The 17,478-nt window shown below is 60.9% G+C and carries 11 protein-coding genes and 1 pseudogene; 5 read left to right on the top strand and 7 right to left on the bottom strand.

Annotation, left to right across the window (positions count from 1 at the left end; all coding sequences use genetic code 11):
* Positions 1 to 1,008: 1,008 nt before the first annotated feature.
* From X743_RS144905 to X743_RS1000000173615, 4 genes are all read right to left on the bottom strand, one after another.
* Positions 1,009 to 2,766, bottom strand: a complete 1,758-nt coding sequence (locus X743_RS144905; protein ID WP_023767966.1) for an SEL1-like repeat protein — start codon at positions 2,764 to 2,766, stop codon at positions 1,009 to 1,011.
* A gap of 48 nt (positions 2,767 to 2,814) precedes the next feature.
* A complete protein-coding gene (locus X743_RS144910; RefSeq protein ID WP_023767965.1) occupies positions 2,815 to 4,221 on the bottom strand; it encodes an HlyD family type I secretion periplasmic adaptor subunit in 1,407 nt (468 codons plus the stop codon).
* A gap of 32 nt (positions 4,222 to 4,253) precedes the next feature.
* On the bottom strand, positions 4,254 to 6,545 hold the full coding sequence (locus tag X743_RS144915; RefSeq protein ID WP_023767964.1) for a peptidase domain-containing ABC transporter: 2,292 nt from the start codon (positions 6,543 to 6,545) through the stop codon (positions 4,254 to 4,256).
* A 218-nt stretch (positions 6,546 to 6,763) separates the two neighbouring features.
* Positions 6,764 to 6,943 carry a hypothetical protein gene (locus X743_RS1000000173615; protein ID WP_023767963.1) on the bottom strand — a complete coding sequence of 60 codons (180 nt, stop codon included), beginning with the start codon at positions 6,941 to 6,943 and terminating at the stop codon, positions 6,764 to 6,766.
* A 39-nt stretch (positions 6,944 to 6,982) separates the two neighbouring features.
* Here X743_RS1000000173615 and X743_RS1000000173610 point away from each other — a divergent pair, with 39 nt between their 5' ends.
* Entirely contained in the window at positions 6,983 to 7,216 is a 234-nt protein-coding gene (locus X743_RS1000000173610) for a hypothetical protein (protein ID WP_023767962.1), read from the top strand.
* Positions 7,217 to 8,168: 952 nt separating this feature from the next.
* Here X743_RS1000000173610 and X743_RS1000000172360 read toward each other — a convergent pair.
* On the bottom strand, positions 8,169 to 9,836 hold the full coding sequence (locus X743_RS1000000172360; RefSeq protein WP_156934507.1) for a DUF4347 domain-containing protein: 1,668 nt from the start codon (positions 9,834 to 9,836) through the stop codon (positions 8,169 to 8,171).
* A gap of 78 nt (positions 9,837 to 9,914) precedes the next feature.
* The gene (locus tag X743_RS144920) at positions 9,915 to 10,178 is read right to left on the bottom strand and encodes a hypothetical protein (protein WP_156934506.1); all 264 of its coding nucleotides are present in this window, start codon (positions 10,176 to 10,178) and stop codon (positions 9,915 to 9,917) included.
* A gap of 1,159 nt (positions 10,179 to 11,337) precedes the next feature.
* Here X743_RS144920 and X743_RS1000000172960 point away from each other — a divergent pair.
* The 3 genes from X743_RS1000000172960 to X743_RS144930 all read left to right on the top strand — a co-directional run bounded on the left by X743_RS1000000172960 (position 11,338) and on the right by X743_RS144930 (position 15,978).
* On the top strand, positions 11,338 to 14,445 hold the full coding sequence (locus X743_RS1000000172960) for a glycosyltransferase (protein WP_051508604.1): 3,108 nt from the start codon (positions 11,338 to 11,340) through the stop codon (positions 14,443 to 14,445).
* Positions 14,446 to 14,591: 146 nt separating this feature from the next.
* A complete protein-coding gene (locus X743_RS144925) occupies positions 14,592 to 15,395 on the top strand; it encodes a hypothetical protein (RefSeq protein WP_156934505.1) in 804 nt (267 codons plus the stop codon).
* Entirely contained in the window at positions 15,382 to 15,978 is a 597-nt protein-coding gene (locus X743_RS144930; protein WP_156934504.1) for a hypothetical protein, read from the top strand. The genes X743_RS144925 and X743_RS144930 overlap by 14 nt, the downstream gene beginning before the upstream one ends.
* A 141-nt stretch (positions 15,979 to 16,119) precedes the next feature.
* Here X743_RS144930 and X743_RS1000000171185 read toward each other — a convergent pair.
* Positions 16,120 to 16,886: pseudogene (locus X743_RS1000000171185) on the bottom strand (IS5 family transposase).
* Between the two features lie 87 nt (positions 16,887 to 16,973).
* On the opposite strand from X743_RS1000000171185, the gene X743_RS144940 reads away from it, so the two are divergent.
* Entirely contained in the window at positions 16,974 to 17,363 is a 390-nt protein-coding gene (locus X743_RS144940) for a hypothetical protein (protein WP_023767955.1), read from the top strand.
* Positions 17,364 to 17,478 lie beyond the last annotated feature (115 nt).

The following is a 17,478-nucleotide window of genomic DNA, read 5'->3' as shown; positions in this document are numbered from 1 at the left end:
CGAGAAAGTGCTTCCGCGGTGCGCTGATCAAGTTCAAGCATGACATTGTCGTAAGTGTCCGAGAGGCCGCAACTAGGGCAAGCTAACAGGTCGGACCCTTGAGACCCAGTGACACCAGTAAGGGGCACTTTGCATCGATTGCAGCCAACCTTAGGATCACTTTCGATCATGTAGGAAGTATCCCGCTTGTCTTTCAGAACAAGCAATTGCGGTGCCAAACGCGGTTGATCCGTTTCGGGACATCCTTACAGCGGCCTCGCCGTGTCCTACACGATCATTGAGACTACGCCTTATGCCTGCATCGTCGATCAAACTGGAAGGTGGCAGCCTCCACGGCATGATCTGGCTGAACTGGATACGGCTATCCGGCGCGATGATACCCACGGTCGCGACGCTCACGTGGCTTTGATACACAAACGGCTTAGCCATTGCGGGTGTGCCTCGAGGAGCGTGCGGGCACATCGGTAACCGGCTGGTCTATTCCAATTATCCTCAGTGAGCTGGATAGCGGCCATTCAGCGCGCCAGGTGGCGCGATGCTCTTCTATCTCTGCTGAGCAAGCTTACGAGCGCACCAGTGTCATCAGCCCCAGTCTCAACCAACGTCTTCGGAGACGCCAAGTGGGCTACGTCGCAGCTCGACCGTGCGACCCACTGCGTCGGTGACGCCGAGCTACAGGCCCAAAACGCAAGCCAGTTGCAGCCTCTCGTGGCTGATATCGTCGGGCGAGGGTTGCGGCCGGCGGGAACGAGGACGATGGCCTCCCTACCATTGTGGAACTCGCGCCGGATCTTACGAGAAACGTCGGGAGGATCTGTAGCAGTCCACAATCAGCGACGGCGGTCGCGTTTTCCTACGGGCAGGTCGTGACTTTGCCCCGGCCCGGCTGGGATTTCACGCCAGAACTTCGGTNGAAGAGCTCGTAGGACTCGATCGAAGACGGCAATTCACATGCGACCAGGAACTCTTGCGTAAGTGCCCGCGCCAACGTTGCATCAGCCTCATCTATCATCTGTTAGCTCCTTGAGGTGAAAAGCGGTCATGCGCGATGGGCAGTTCGTCGGCAGCTTCCTGGATGCCGTGCGCAGCAGCGCGCTCGAGCCAAAGGCGACCGGCCACCAAGTTGTGCTCCCCGGCGAAACCCTTGGAAAGATACCGCCCGAGCATCAGTTGAGCTTGGCCATGCCCACGCTCGGCGGCGGCGGCGAACCATTTCTGAGCCGCCGTCCGGTCGACCGGCAGGCCCTGGCCGGCCGCGTACAGCGCGCCAAGCGCAAACATCGCCCCTGCGTGACCGTCGTCGGCCGCCCGCTCGAACAGCTGCATAGCGGTCTCTGGCGAGCGTGCGCCCCCGCGCCCATTGAGCAGCATTTCGGCAAGCGACACCTGCGCGTCGAGCACGCCGGCACTGGCCGCCCGCGTAAACCAGACGCGTGCCCGCGGTGGGTCGGCCGCCACCCCGCGCCCGTCCTGAAGGAGGCGGGCGTACATATATTGCGCCTCGGGTACGCCTTCGGCCGCGCGCCTCAACCATTGCGCCGCTTGCCCCTCGTCCTGGCGGACGCCGACGCCCTTGGCGAAGCAGAGCCCAAGATTGAATGCCGCGATCAGATCGCCCGATGTTGCGGCCGCCTCGAACCATCCGGCAACGCTTGCACGGTCGCCAGGCTCGCCGCCACCTCCGAGGATGAGATTGGCGAGGTCGATCTGTGCTTCCTGATTGCCGCCATCTGCGGACGCCCGCAGCAAGCGTGCCCCCTCTTCGACGTCCTGTGCCACGCCGTTCCCCGTCAGGTAGAGAGACGCCAAAGCGCGGGCAGCGGCCTGGTGACCCGCTTCGGCCGCCCGTCGATACCAGGTTGCAGCCTCCGCATAATCCGGCGGCTGCGTTTTCGCATAACGGTCGCCAAGGAGGGAGGCCGCCTCAATGTTGCCCGCCAAGGCGGCACGCCGCATCCAGACCTCTCCGGCAGCGGGATCATGGTCGACGAGCCCACCCTCGATCAGTGCTAGGCCCAACCGGAACTGGGCGGAGGGAAGGCCCTTCTCTGCGGCAGCCTGGTACAATTGAGCGGCTGCAGTGATGTCGCGTACCACGCCGAGCCCGTGCTCGGTGAGGACCGCGAGAAGATAGGTTGCGGTCGGGAGGCCGGCGTCCGCCGCGCGTCTTACCTCGTCCGCAATCCTGATCCGGTCTTCACGTTTGCCACGCCGGGCCAGCGATAGGGCAAGGCCCAGACACCCTTCGGCGCAGCCGGCCAAAGCCGACTTCTCGTACCAGTGGTGCGCCGCATCAGCATCGCGCTTCGGTTTGGGGCCGCTGGTCAGGATATAACCAAGGATCGCCTGTCCTGTTGCCGAGCCCGCCTCGGCCGCTTTGGTGGCAAGGTCGAGCGCTGCCGCGAAGTCCGGCTTGCCCGAGAAGTCTCGTTCGAACAGGCGCTCCGATCCAGGGCCTTTGCCATCGGCTTCCGCCGGCGCTAGCCCGGTCACGTAGAGTGCGGCGAGCAGCGCCTGCGCTTCGGCACTCTCGTGGTTGGCCGCCCGCCGCAGCCAGCGCGCGCCCTCCATGCGGCTCGGCGGCACGCCCGAACCTTCGAGATAGCAACGCGCGACCCGAAACTCGGCGTCGGCGATCCCGGCACGCGCGGCGATCGCCATAAGCGGAAATGCTTCAGCGGGCTTGCCGCTGTCACAGAGATGGATCGCCCGGCGCAAGGCAGCTCTTGGGTTGGTGAGACCAGTCAGCCGATCCAGAATTGTCATCGAACCAAGCCCTAGATTACTCCGTTTGCCGCCTATCGCGCCGGGGGCTTAAGGCTCCCGCATCGCCTCCTGGCCGATTGGCAGCATCACGCCGAGAATGTATTTGAGCACAGTGCGCCGGCCGACCTTGACGTCGGCAGTCACGGGCATCCCGGGGCTGACCGCGAAACCGGCGGGCACGCCGCGGAGGGCGACCTGGTCGATGGAAATGCGCGTGCGATAGAACGGCTCGGCATCCGAAGGCAGCATGGCCAGAGAGCTGTTCGGATCGCGCGCTTGCTCCTGCGCCGAAAAGGCATCGGGGCTCAGCGTCCGAACGGTGCCCTGGGCGAGGCCGTATTGCGAATAGGGGAAGGTGTCGAATTTGATCACCACTTGGTCGCCGACATGCACGAAGCCGCTGCTCCTGCCGATGATGTTCGTCTCGATCTCGAGCGGCGCATTCGACGGCACGAGGGTGATCAACCGCTCGCCGGACTGCAAGACCGAACCGACCGAGACCTTTGCCACCGATTGAACGATGGCGTCTGCTTCGCTCTTCAACTCGACCAGCTGCTTGCGCAGTTTTGCCTTGTTGAGAAGTTCGCGAGCGTCGGATATCCGCGAACTGGCCTCCGACAGGCTCTGCGAGACATCCGCTCGCCAACCTTGGATATAGCCGTCGCGCTCGGCGGCCACCGCCGCCTGTTGGAGCTTTGCGGCTTCTGCCGTCTGCTCGGCATTGCCGAGCGCCCGGGACATTTCAGCGCGATTGTCCTCGGCGAGCAGTGTGTTGAGGCGACTGCCCACCTGCCTTGCTTCGAGCTGCTTGCGCATATCTTCAATCGAGGCCGCGACCGCGAGCCGTTGGCGGTAGCCCTCGGCGTCCGATTGCGAACGCGCGATTGCGGAACTGAGTTCGTCGTGCTGGCGATCGAAATTCTCAATCTTGGCGTCGTAGACCGCCTTGCGACGTTCAAAGATCGATGCCTGCAAGGTCCAGCTTGGCTCGAGGCCGTCATAGTTGAAGGCCTTGCCATCCGCTTCCGCCTTCAATCGCGCCACTTCGGCTTCAAGCGTCGAAACCTGCATCGCAAGCGCCGCCAGGTCGGCTGAGGCGAAGGTGGCATCGAGGCGAGCAAGAACTTGACCGGCCAGCACGTGCTGTCCTTCGCGAACGTCGATCGAGCGCACGATCGCTGTCTCCAGCGGCTGGACGACGATGTTGGGCGACTTGGAGATTACGAGCCCTCTGGTCGTCACAACCTGATCGACTGGTATCAGTCCTGCCAGGGCGATCAGCGCGATGACCAAACTGAAAATAGCCCAGACGATGCCGCGCGCCGCCCGCGGAATGGGTGCGTTGGCCACGGCCGTCGACGGCCACTGGAATTCGAGTATGGCTGGGGTCGTCGGATCCTCCGCTTGCGTGCGATGCCAGCGAGCCGGGCGGGTGGTGAGCGAGGTGCTACTCATGGGCTACCAATCTCTGGCGAAGCGCGACATCGTCAAACCAACCGCGGCAGGATGGCGACCGGGCGACCCTGGTGGCCGTCGAGATGTCGGTTCTGCTGTGCCCACAACTGGCGATAGAGCGCGCATCGTTCGAGCAGGGTTGCGTGCGGGGCGACATCGAGAACCTTGCCCTGCTCCATGACCAGGATCTGGTCGCACTCTGTCAGCGAGGAGAGCCGATGCGAAACGATGATCATTGTGCGCCCGCTTGCGATACGCATGAGGTTAGCGCTCACGATCGCCTCACTCTCCGGGTCGAGTGCGCTGGTCGCTTCGTCAAGGATGAGGATGGTCGGATCGTGGATCAGGGCACGCGCGATAGCCAGCCGCTGTTTTTGACCGCCCGACAAATTGGGCGAACCCTCCTCGATGTAAGTGTCGTAGCCATTTGGCATTCGCTCGATGAATTCCTGGGCGCCCGCGAGGTGCGCGGCACGCATGGCGTCGGAAAGCGTCAGGCCTGGGCGCCCGGCGATGATGTTATCGCGGATCGACCCGCGGAACAGGAAGTTGTCCTGGAGGACCACGCCAAGCCCCTGGCGGAGGTGGCGAAGGTTAATTTCCTTGAGGTCGACGCCGTCTAGTTTAAGGAAACCGCTATAGTCGCGGTTGATCCCCTGCAGCAGGCGGGCAATGGTCGATTTTCCCGACCCGCTGCGCCCGACAATGCCGAACATGGTCCCCGCCGGGATGTCGAAGCTGACCCGGTCGAGCGCCGGCGTCTTGGTGCCGATATAGCTGAACGTCAGATCGCTGAACTTGACCTCGCCGACGAGCTTTGGCCTGAGACCGATTGAATTCGAGCTGGTCTCCAGGGGTCGGTTGAGGACGGAGGCCGCTTCGCCTATCGCAGCGCCAACCTCCTCGTAGTCTTCGACCAGCCGCGCCAGGCCAACCAGCGGCTGAGCGACGCGCTGAGAGATCATCATGAAGGCGAACAGGCCGCCGACCATGTAGCCCGAGCGGTCGTTCATCGCCAGATAGGCGCCGATCAGCATGGTGCCCAGCACCATCAGCCGTTCGATCGGCGTGACCAGGGTCTGTGGCCAGCTGGCGAGTTGCCCGAAGGCGAGACGCGCTTTTCCCGCTTCCGCCACCCGCTCATCCCAGAGCGCCTTGCGCTGCGGTTCGAGGCCTAGTGCCTTCACGGTTTTGATGCCGACGACAGTCTCGCCGATCGCCGCCGACTTCCAGGTCTCGGCCTCAACCACGCGCTGGTACCTTCGACGCAGCGGTTTGAGGAAGGCGAGGATGATCAGCAGGATGACGACCGCGCAGGCCACCACGATCCAGGCGAGCGTCGCGTTGATGTAGAACATCACTGGTAGCAGCACGCAGAGCGTGATCAGGTCCAGGAAGGTGCTCAGCAGTTTTCCGGTCAGGAACTCGCGGATGCGGTAGACCTGGGCGAGGTGGTACATCGTCTCGCCGGCAGGATGACGCTCGAAATAGTCGAGAGGCAGGCGAAGCAGCCGACTGAAGACGTGCAACTGCAGCTTGGTGTCGAGACGAGCGCCGACGACGTTGATGATCAGCCGCCTCGCGTGGCCGAGCAGCGTCTCGTAGGCGAAGACCACCGCGATGATGGCCGACAACAGCACAAGCGTCGAGACACTGTTGAACTGCAGCACTTTGTTGACCAGCGTCATGACGATGAGCGGCGGCAAGATAGTAAGGACACTCAGCGTGAACGAGGCTATGGCGATGTCGCGCAGGGGCCGGCTTTCCAACCGCACCAACTCGGTCAGCCAGTGCAGGGTGAAGGGCGCATCCGCCGACACCTGCGACCGTGTTGCGCGCAGCATCACCGCGTCACCCGTCCACACCTGCGACAACCGAAGCTCGTCGACGGCAATGGCTTCTCCGTCCTCGGGCGCGTCGGCGCTCTTCAGGAAGACGACATTGCGCTCGGCGCTCGCCCCGGTAAGGAGACCCGCGCCGCCATCGCTGAACAACAGGACGACCGGTCCGGTGTCCTGGAAGTGCAAAAGATGGGACCAGCGGATGCGGACGGCTCGTGACCACATGCCCGCGTTCTGCGCCCATTCCGAAAGATCGGCGGCAGTTGGAACAGCGGTCGCTGACCTCAATTCATTGGGGTCGAGTTCGACGCCGTGATAGCGGGCAGCCTGCAATACCGCCTTGAGGCGCGGCCCGACCTGATCGTGCTCGGCGGGACCGCCGGGAGCCCGCGCCGTGTTCTGGCCGCCCGCCTGGTCCGCCGTGGCCTCGACAGCGCGGATCGAGACCGGCTGGTTTTGGGTGTTAGCGGGGAGGTTCACCATGGCTTCTCATCCGGTACGCAGGGCGAAGATTCAAGAGTGCCCGGTCCTCGGCGTGTCCGCCGAGGTTTCCCAGAACTTCGTATTGTACTCCGAACCGATCGGCCGCGCGACTGTCATGCCACTCCCTGTTTCGAGATGATCAACGCGGAGCCCGCTCTTGAGCGAGCCCCCGCGTGTTTCAAATCTGGATCAGTCTCCGTCACTGGTCCATTCAATGCTCACTCATGCGGCTTCAAGAGATCCTTCAGGGTCGTCTTGACCGTCTGGTCGTTGCTGACGGAGCCGGCCCCAGGCTTTGCCTGATCCGAGGTGAGATCCGTGCTCGCCCCCGACGGCTTGTTCTGGTTTTGACCAAATCCACTAATCGTCTTGAGCACGTTAAGAAGGTCTGTCGACACCGATGTGGCGGCCAGGCCGATCAGATTACGGAACGATGCATGATCACCGCTGCCGTCGTTCGAGCCCGACTTCAGGAATTGCGTCGTGTCCTTGAGCCCAAGCGAGCTGGCCGTGACATTGGCGGTGTGACCGCCACCCGCCGAGCCATCGTTGTCAGTACCATCGTTGGGATGTCCCTTTCCTGGGTTGCTGCTGTCGCTTCCGTCAGGATCGTTGCCGCCACCATTGTTGCCATGCTCATGGTCACCGGTCCCACCACCCGAGCCGGTTGAACCTGTCGGGCCTGTTGGACCACCCGGGCCCGTAGAGCCTGTCGCTCCGGTCGCTCCGGTCGAACCAGTTGCTCCGGTCGAGCCAGTCGCTCCGGTCGAACCAGTCGCTCCGGTTGCGCCAGTCGAACCGGTGTCGCCAGTTGCTCCTGTCGAACCAGTGGCACCAGTCGAGCCGGTTGCTCCGGTCGAGCCTGTTGCCCCTGTCGATCCAGTTGCACCTGTGGAGCCAGTCGCCCCGGTCGAGCCGGTTGCCCCAGTCGNCCCAGTCGACCCAGTCGCACCGGTAGAGCCAGTGGCGCCGGTCGAACCTGTTGCACCGGTGTCGCCAGTTGCACCGGTAGAACCGGTCGCGCCTGTTGCCCCTGTGGCTCCGGTCGAGCCAGTCGCTCCGGTTGCCCCAGTCGAGCCAGTGGCGCCGGTCGAGCCGGTTGCTCCGGTCGAACCGGTCGCGCCAGTCGCCCCGGTCGAACCGGTGGCCCCAATCGCACCCGTGGCGCCAGTCGCTCCGGTCGAGCCGGTTGCACCGGTGTCGCCAGTTGCCCCAGTCGACCCAGTCGCACCGGTAGAGCCAGTGGCGCCGGTCGAGCCAGTTGCCCCGGTCGCGCCTGTTGCACCGGTTGCCCCAGTCGATCCAGTGGCACCAGTAGAGCCAGTGGCACCGGGTGAGCCAGTGGCGCCGGTAGAGCCGGTGGCACCCGTATCACCGGTTGCTCCGGTCGCACCTGTGGCTCCGGTAGCGCCAGTAGACCCTGTGGCTCCGGTATCACCCGTTGCACCAGTCGACCCGGTGGCACCGGTCGAGCCGGTGGCACCTGTGGCTCCGGTCGAGCCGGTTGCACCTGTCGAACCAGTTGCTCCGGTGGAACCGGTCGCGCCTGTTGAACCCGTGGCCCCGGTCGAGCCAGTTGCACCGGTAGAGCCAGTGGCGCCGGTAGAGCCGGTGGCACCTGTATCACCGGTTGCTCCGGTCGCACCTGTGNGTGGCACCAGTAGAGCCAGTGGCACCGGGTGAGCCAGTGGCGCCGGTAGAGCCGGTGGCACCTGTATCACCGGTTGCTCCGGTCGCACCTGTGGCTCCGGTAGCCCCAGTAGACCCTGTGGCTCCGGTATCACCCGTGGCTCCCGTCGCGCCAGTGGAACCCGTGGCGCCGGTCGAGCCAGTTGCACCGGTAGCCCCAGTAGACCCTGTGGCTCCGGTATCACCCGTGGCTCCCGTCGCACCAGTGGAGCCCGTAGCGCCGGTTGCGCCAGTCGCTCCCGTGGAGCCAGTCGCACCGGTCGAACCAGTTGCTCCAGTATCGCCGGTTGCCCCAGTCGAGCCTGTTGCTCCGGTATGGCCATTGGCTCCGGTGTCGCCCGTTGCGCCAGTGGAACCCGTGGCGCCAGTCGCTCCGGTCGAACCGGTTGCACCAGTCGAACCGGTGGCACCGGTCGCACCCGTGGCGCCAGTTGCACCGGTCGAGCCAGTTGCTCCGGTCGAACCAGTTGCACCAGTATCGCCGGTTGCCCCAGTCGAGCCTGTTGCTCCGGTATAGCCGGTGGCTCCGGTGTCGCCCGTCGCGCCAGTAGCGCCTGTGGAACCCGTGGCGCCAGTCGCTCCCGTCGAGCCGCTCGCACCTGTAGAGCCTGTGGCTCCAGTCGACCCGCTTGTGCCTGTCGCACCCGTTACCCCGGTCGCACCCGTGGCGCCTGTCGCGCCGGTTGCGCCCGTGGCTCCGGTCGCACCCGCTCCGGTCGCACCTGTGGCGCCTGTAGCTCCGGTCGGCCCCGCGGGTCCGGTCGCGCCTACTGTACTGGTGGTGAAAGTACCGATATCAAACAGATTGCCACCGTTCCCATTGGCGGCGCCTGCGGCAAAGCTGTAGGTATTGCCAGCGCCAGGGGTAAGTGTTCCGTAGATATTGAAACCGCTGTCGTAGATTCTATAGGTGTGGGCTGGGTCTGGGATTGCTATGGTTACTGCAAACTCGGTAACAAAACCATTTCCTGATTGGGGGAGCGGAAAGCTTCCCACCAATAAATCCGGATCGGCTGTTATATCTACTAGATAATAGGTGTTGATACTGGCGCTGCCATTTTGAGTGGTTAAATTGCCAGTGAGCGTCAGATCAACCGCAAGCACGCCTGTGTAATTTGCCACTCCATCTGGAGTCAAAGGCGGCAGGGGTGTATTAGCGCGGGCGGACAGGTCCCAGGCGCCGCCCAAGGCGGCTGCGCCAACCAGCGACGTAGATGCGCAGACGTCTGCGCCAACGGCCTTTTCCAGCGCCGCTACGAAGGCCTCGCCCGCATTCCCCGATGCCGTCCCGCAGCTCCACAGCCGCAGTTCGCCGTGCACGGCAAGGGCCCTGCCGATCGCGGCAAAATCGTCAGGCGCTTCCGTCAATGTCCGAGTTGACCACTCTCCCGAAGTGAAACTAACCCGGCCTGCCGCGCCATGCGCCATGATATGAACCGCATCGAGGCTTTCGCAGCCGGCGAGCGCAGCAGCGATCTGCTGCGCCGCCGGCTGCCGGACGTCGAGCACGACAGCCTGGACTTCGCGTCGCAATTTGCCGAGAACCGTCTCAAGCTCGGGGATTGAAGGATCCACAAAGAGAATTTCAGAGGCACGGGCCATGACTGGCTCCTGTTGGCTTCGGATTTAGCTCAAGGCATGGCCGCCCGGCCTAGCCGGCGCGGTAAGTACATTAGGAGGTCATCCGCCGGACGGCCCGACGGCGCCGTCGGGACGTGCAACGGCGGGGCTCTCTACGCGGAGGAAGCTGCAGGCCTGGAAATTCCCGCCATCGTCAAATGCGCCAATAGCAAATGAGCCGGCCGTGGCTGGAACCTTGACGGTGACAGCGACGGCAAGGCTTTGCTTGACGGCCTTGGGAAGAATGACCTGACCGACGATAGCGCTCTTGGCGGTGTCCAGTATGAAATAAGGCACATTTTCGGTCGTGTCGCCGATGGGCAAGAGGCCTCTGACGGAAACTTCCATGACCGCAAACCCTGCTATGTAGCTCATCATTGTTCTCCTCGGCGGGCGCCTGCTGCGCCGCCGCTTTTCTCGTGCTGTAAACTTAGGTTTCAATCGCCGCGCAGCGCTGGCGCTCGCGGAAGCCGGTTGCCGCAGCTGTCGGCGGCCAGCGCATCGGCGCAAGACAAGGCAGGCGAGCAAGGCTAGACGGCCATGTGGTGCCGCTCGATCGGACGGTGCGCCGATTGTCTTCGCTGAGGTGAGTGCGGTGTCGGCTTGTACCCGGGAGCACACGGGGTGCGTCCGCTAAGAAGTGCTCATCAATTGCTGGAGAACGATTGCTGCCGGCCAGGTGCCGATAATTCTGAGGTCGATCGAATCGAGAGCCTGCGTCGCGGCGGCCGCATCGTGTCGTGCGCGGTATCACTCCAACCACAGCCAACTCCCATCACGCAGATCTCGATTTCTCCACGACGACTTGCGAGGGAACCGGCGATTGCGAGGGAATATCAGGTTGGAAGAATGCTGGCCTTGAGCTCAAGACAACAAACATCTTCTCACGAACCACACAGTCTCGGCGCCCTCATGCACCAAGCGACATGCTCCGGATACTCTCCTGGCTTCGCGGGTTGCGCAGACCGGCAGGCCCTCTACCTGCTCCACGGCTGCCCTCTCCATATATTAGGCATTAGTAAAATCTAAAATTAGCAAGTTGTAAATAACGAAGTTAACAATTTATTAACTTCGGATGGACAAGCACTCCCTCTAATCGACATCCAGATGGCGCGTATGGGCTAAATGCATCGAAAAATCCCAGGCTTAATGGCGCCCGCTTTGTTCGCGCCTAACCCTCGATCTTGCCGCGGAATTGACGCGTGAGCGATAGAGCTGAAGGAAATGTTTGTTGACGACGGGCGGTTCAGCGCCACGGTGAGACCCTTGCGGCGCCGGACAGCGCTAGCTAACAATGCTAGCGCTAGGGTCGCGTTTGCAAAGGAGGGGACGGCCTTTCCTTGCACAGAGGTCATGCAAATGGCCGAGGCTGGGGAACGTGCATGGAGCATGAAGGCCGGACAAATCCGCTGTCACAGACGACACCACGGCACAAATGTGGCCGCCTCGGCCGGCGGTCATCTGGGGAGCAGACAGTCAGCCTATGACAAGCGGCAAGCGTCTCTGCCTCAACATGATCGTCAAGAACGAGATGGCGAACCTTCAGCGCTGTCTCGGGGCCGTCGCCGACCACATCGACTGCTGGGTCATCGGCGATACCGGGTCGACCGACGGGACCCAGGATTTCATCAGATCGTTTTTCGCCGCCCGTAACCTGCCAGGCGAGCTGCACGAATTTCCATTTCACAATTTCGAGCAGGCGCGCAACGCCGCGCTCGATCACGCCTATGCCTCGCCGCTCGCCTACGACTATCTGCTGTTCGACGACGCCGATATGGAGCTGGTGGTCGAGGATGCGGGCTTCCGCCAGCGGCTCGACGGGCCGGGTTACCGATTGATTCAGCGCTCGGATTCCGGCCTCACCTATTGGAACACGCGCCTTGCCAAGCGCGATGCCGGTGCACGCTACCATGGTGTTACCCACGAATATCTCGACGTGCCGGGTGGCGTTCAAGAACTGCGCGGCGCCTGGTACCAGGATCACGCCAGCGGCTCGAACCGGGTGGACAAATTCGAACGAGATGCCAGGCTTTTGCTGGAGGCCCTTGAAAAGGATCCGGAAAATCAGCGCTACTGGTTCTACTTGGCGCAATCCTACCGCGACGCCGGGCGGACAGCCGAGGCCGCGGTGGCCTACGCCAAGCGTGCTGCGATGGGGGGTTGGGACGAAGAGGCCTGGAACGCCCGCCTGCAGGAAGCGCGCTGCCTGCGCAAGCTCGGCGACGAGGCAGGCTTCATAAGCCAGGCGCTTGTCGCCTTCAATCAACGCCCGCAACGCGCCGAGCCGCTCTACGACCTGGCACAGTTCTATCGCGAGAAGGGGATGAACCACGCCAGCGTGCTGTTTTCCGAAGCAGGGCTGACGATCGAGCGACCCGAACAGGATATCCTGTTTGTCGAGGACTATGTCTACAAGACAGGCATGCTCGAGGAGTTTGCCATAGCCGCAAACTACGCGCGCGATCCTGCGCGCAAGGACCGCGGCTTTGCGGCGTGCAATTGGCTGGCACTGAACCGAACCATTGGCGATGGACCGAGGGAACTGGCGTGGTCCAACCTCTTCTACTATGTGCAACCCGCCACCATTGTGATGCCGTCCTTCAGCTCGCGTCCAGTCGGCTTTACGGCGCCCGATGGATATCAGCCGTCGAATTCCTCGGTGACCCTGTGGGGCGGCCAGATTGTGCTGCTGCAGCGGACGGTGAACTACACCCTGGGCAAAGACAATCTCCAATACGACACCCCGGACGGAGTGCCGGTCCACACGCGCAATTTCCTGCTGCGCTTGAACGATGAACTCACCATCCAGTCAGCAACCGAAATCTTGCCGCCGGCCGACATGCCGGAACCCGCTTACGGCCGGGTTCTCGGATTTGAGGATATGCGCCTGTTCGCCTGGCGCGATGCGCTATGGAGTGTCTCTTCCGTGCGCGAACTGACACAGGAGGGTTGGTGCGAGCAGGTCATCGCACGCATCGACGAGAGCAGCTCCTGCCGGCTGACCGACTGGCGCGTGCTGCATCCGGCAGGACCTCGGGTGCACGAGAAGAACTGGATGCCGCAAGTCAACCCTGCCAAGGCGGGAACGGGCAAAGAGCAACTGCAGTTCATCGCTCTCTGCGATCCGACCAGGATCCTCGATGAGCGCGCTCAGGCAATCTTCGAGCAGGCGCCGAAGATTTCCGCCCCGCACTTCAGCGGAGGCTCCCAGGCGATTGCCTTTGACGGCGGGTGGCTGGCTATCGTCCATGAGGCAAGCACCAGACCAGGCGAGGCGCGGCGACATTATCAGCACCGCTTTGTCTGGTTCGACGAGCTGAACAACCTAGCGAAGGTCAGCCGGCCTTTTTTCTTCAATCAAAACGGTGTCGAACTCGCCGCTGGCCTGGCTTGGCATCCCGACGCAAAGCAACTGCTGATTTCTTATGGCGTCAACGACAGCGAGTCATGGATAGCGGCCGTGGAGGAGCCTGAGGTGCGAGGGCTGTTGGAAGAAGTGGAGTGCTATGCACCCAACGCGTCGAGAGAATCGGGCTCGAAGCTGGCAGCTAGAATTCCCGCAGCAACAGGCGAGCGGATCCAGAAGAATACTGAATTCACGAAACTCGCCAGCATCTGCAAGGGGACCACGCTTGTGCAGTCAGACTCCTCGTGGACACCGCCCGCGCCAGCCGCGGGGACAGAATTGATGATAGCGGGCCTCAAGGAGCGCATTCCAGACATGCTTGCGCGGATTGAGCTCAATATCAACTTGTTCCCCGACAAGCTGTCGGAGGAAAAGCCACTCGTGATGTGGATGCATCACGATGTTAATCAGAATGCCGTTCAGTGGTGCCGCAACCCCGCACTTGTCCAGCGGGTGACATGTTTTGCGTTTGTATCGCACTGGCAGCGCGAAAGATACCAAACCGAGTTTGGTATCACACCAAGCAGATGTGTAGTTCTGCACAACGCAACGACAGTCGCGCGCCAACGGCGTATTTGGACGAAAGGCGACCCGCTACGGTTCGCATATACCAGCACACCCTTCCGAGGACTTTCCGTGCTTCTAGATGCATGGGAACAACTGCAGATAAACAGGGCGGAGCTTCACATATGGTCATCCATGAGACTGTATCATCACGACGATTCGAAGTATCAGCCATTGTTCGCCCGTGCCCAAGCACTCGATGGTGTGACCTATCATGGAATTGCCCCCAATCCAGAACTCAAATCTGCTCTTCGTGACATTCATTTCTTAGCCTACCCCAGCACGTTCGAAGAAACGTCTTGCCTTGCCGTCATCGATGCAATGGCCGCAGGGTGCCGCGTGATAGTACCCGCCCTTGGTGCCTTGCCGGAAACGACATCCGGCTTCGCCCACGTATATCCATGGAGCTCCGACGTGGTTGAGCATGCCGCGCTATTCGCCTCAGCCATGGCCAAAGAGGTTGAAAACCCATGGTTCGATGCTCCAGAAATGTCTCTAACACAGCAGAATTACTGCGAGCTGTTTTTTGATTGGAACGCGCGTGTAAAAGAGTGGACGCGGCTCATCGAACATTTGACTGATCGCGGGCGCAAAACCGTCGCTCGCTGCACAAGAAAATGAGAGTGTCTCCTGATGCCGAGCCCGATCGTGCCGAAGGCTAATCAATGATTTTCGTGATGATTTCTACTCACAAGTCGCGCGCCTTCACGCTGCCATCCCTCGAGTCTTTGATCAAGAAGACCAATTTTCGATCTAGTGATAGGATCGTGATAATAGACAATGATGGATCGCTGGGGGATCTTCCCGGATCCATTGTAATCCGAAATGAGAGACCAAGAAGCTTTGCCGAGAACGCCAATTTCTCCATCGGCGTTTCTCAAATAGTCAAGGACGACCTAATCCTGATGAACAACGATATAGTATATACTAATAACTGGCTTGACTTTCTTTTGGCTGGCGAGCGCAGCAGGGATAACATCGTAATCCCTTATTGTAATCAGAATGTCCAGTATCGATCAGGACTACTGGATCTTAAAATCGCCATGGATCTTGACGAGTACGCTGATCGCGAGGAGGATCTCGAAGAAATAGCTCGTATTCACCAGCGAGAACTTGTCAATACGCCTGACTACGACGCCAGCATATTAATGAGCTTCTTTTGTGTCTACATTCCCTGGAAGGTCTCGAGAGCAGTCGGATATTTTGACGAGGGATTCGGACGCGGGGGTGGCGAGGACGTTGACTACCGACTTCGTGCACTCAGAGCCGGGGTGGAGGTGTTACATTCACGCCGATCTTACCTTCTTCATTTCATGGGAAAGTCAACTTGGCGAAGTGGAGAACCCTCTGAGGAAACGCGGTCTGCCGACGCCACATATCGCCGTCACTTTGTCGAGAAGTGGGGCAGACCGGTGGCCGAATTCTTTCTATCTGGTTCGAACAAACAAGAGGTCGCAAATCGGTACGGCCTCAATCAACACCTTCAGCGCCATGATTTCCGCGCCATTCTAGAGCGGCTCCAGGACGCTACTTTGAAAGAACGCGAAAGCGGGGCTGATGAGAGTTCCTGATCCGGAAAGGACAATTGTATTTTGCACGGCCTTTGTACCGGCAGAGGGCGATCAAACTTACACGTGGAATATCCGTTATCGAATCTGGGTGGAGGCTGTACGCCGCCTGGGGATTCGGGTTGATCAAATCCTCCTTGTGGATGACGGATCCAGCATTCTTCCCGAATGGCCCGACCTTACGATAATTAACGAGGGAGATGACCTGCGTTGCGACGCACCTTTGGTACTCTATCATTTCAAGCGCCGCCTTGGCCGACGGGATATTTCGGATTTTCCGGGCTGGGTCAGGTCTTTCTTCTCCGTTTCGCGTTACGCTGAAGCAAATAGTTTTCAAAAGATCGTTCATATTGAGGCTGATGCTTTTTTGATCTCAAGCCGGGCCTGCGACTATGTCAACGAATTTCGGGACGGATGGATAGCACCGTGGTGCAAACGGCATGAAAGACCGGAGAGCGGCATACAGTTGATCGCCGGCTCTGGTCTTGAGACTTTCAGACAATGGTCTGGTAGGCCTGTCGAAAGTTTCGCCAACACCGTAATTGAGACAACCTTGCCCTTCTTCCGGATTGTTTACGACCTGTGAGGGGATCGCTACGGCGAATACGAGTCTCGGGTGCCACGGAGCGCAGATTGGTGCATGCAGGCGTTTCCTTCGGAGCTTGTAAGCCTTGAAGAGTATTTTTGGTGGATGCCATGGTTCACTGCAGTTTTTCCGGAATTGGTTTTAGGTCGTAGACTCATTACTGCGTAGCCAGATGCGGATGGCAACGAGCTTAAGGGCTGCGAGGTAGTTCTCAGCGAGCTTGTCATAGCGTGTGGCTATGCGGCGAAACTGCTTGGCCTTGTTGAAGAAGCGTTCTACGAGGTTGCGCGCCTTGTAGAGGAAGGGGCTGAAGCAGATAGACTCCTTGCGGTTGGCCTTTGGTGGGATATTGGCCCATGCCTTGCGCTCGGTGACGGCGATACGCAGTGCGTTGGCATCGTAGCCTTTGTCGGCCAACAGCATGGCGCCTTCGGGCAAGTCGGCGATCATGTCCGGTGCCGATGCGATGTCGCTCTTCTGGCCTGCCGTGAGCATCAACCGGATCGGCCTGCCTTCGGCATCGACAAGCGCGTGAATCTTGGTTGTTAGACCGCCTCTGGAGCGGCCGAGACAATGATCTCGATCCCCCTTTTTGCTGTCGCGCCCTGTTGATGGACGCGAACAACGGAGGTGTCGATCATCTGCACCCGGCCGTCATGAGCCTTGGTGATAACATCCATGAGACGATCCCACACGCCTGCTTTGCGCCAACGGTTGAAGCGATTGTAGATCGTCGTGGGCGGACCATACCGTGCAGGCAAGTCAGCCCAGCGCGCACCTGAACGCAGCACCCAGAAGATGCCGTTCAGGACGCGCCGATCGTCAACACGCGGCACGCCGCGCACCTTGTTGGGCAGATGCGGTTGGATCGCGCGCCACTCGAAGTCAGTCAGATCATATCGGCTCATGCCGACGCTGAATCAGATATTCGAGGCTTGCGAAAGAGAAAATCGCAACTGTTTGACAGGACTAACCTCCCATCGCAGACTCCGTCCGTGAGCGAGCCCTGGGTCAACATCGTCGCGACGTTCCATCAAAAGCAAGGCATCGGGGATGATGCGTTCCGCGCAGCGGTTGCTGGAGTAGAGCGAGTTGCTATTCTGATCGCCGAAGGGCCGCTCAAGCCCGCCTTGTTCGGCTGGACCTCTATGCACGATCTATGCGTCCAACAAACCGATGTATCTCCGTATTCCGGACCCTATCTTCGCATTTCGCCGCTGCTTTCCGGCCTAATCGAGTTTCGCTACATCGACACCGCAGTCGCCCGCCGACAATGGAATCGGCTCGTGCCGGCTGACGCCGCACCCGATCAGTTTACAGCCTTCCTCCGTCAACTGCGCTGGGCGGCGTTCCAAACGCCCGCTGGTAATGAGTTTACGGCCTAGCGTCGAATTTGAGCGCGGCGGAGGTGACCTCAAGACCGCCAAATGTCTTTGCACACACTGGCATTCACTATACGAGGTGGCTCAAAGAGGCGGCACAAGCTCTTGATGCCAAGCT

Origin of the sequence: Mesorhizobium sp. LNHC232B00, from assembly GCF_000502435.1 — a bacterium.
GTDB lineage: Bacteria > Pseudomonadota > Alphaproteobacteria > Rhizobiales > Rhizobiaceae > Mesorhizobium > Mesorhizobium opportunistum.
Note: the sequence above shows the minus strand (reverse complement) of the source record. Positions and strands in the feature narration are given on the sequence as shown.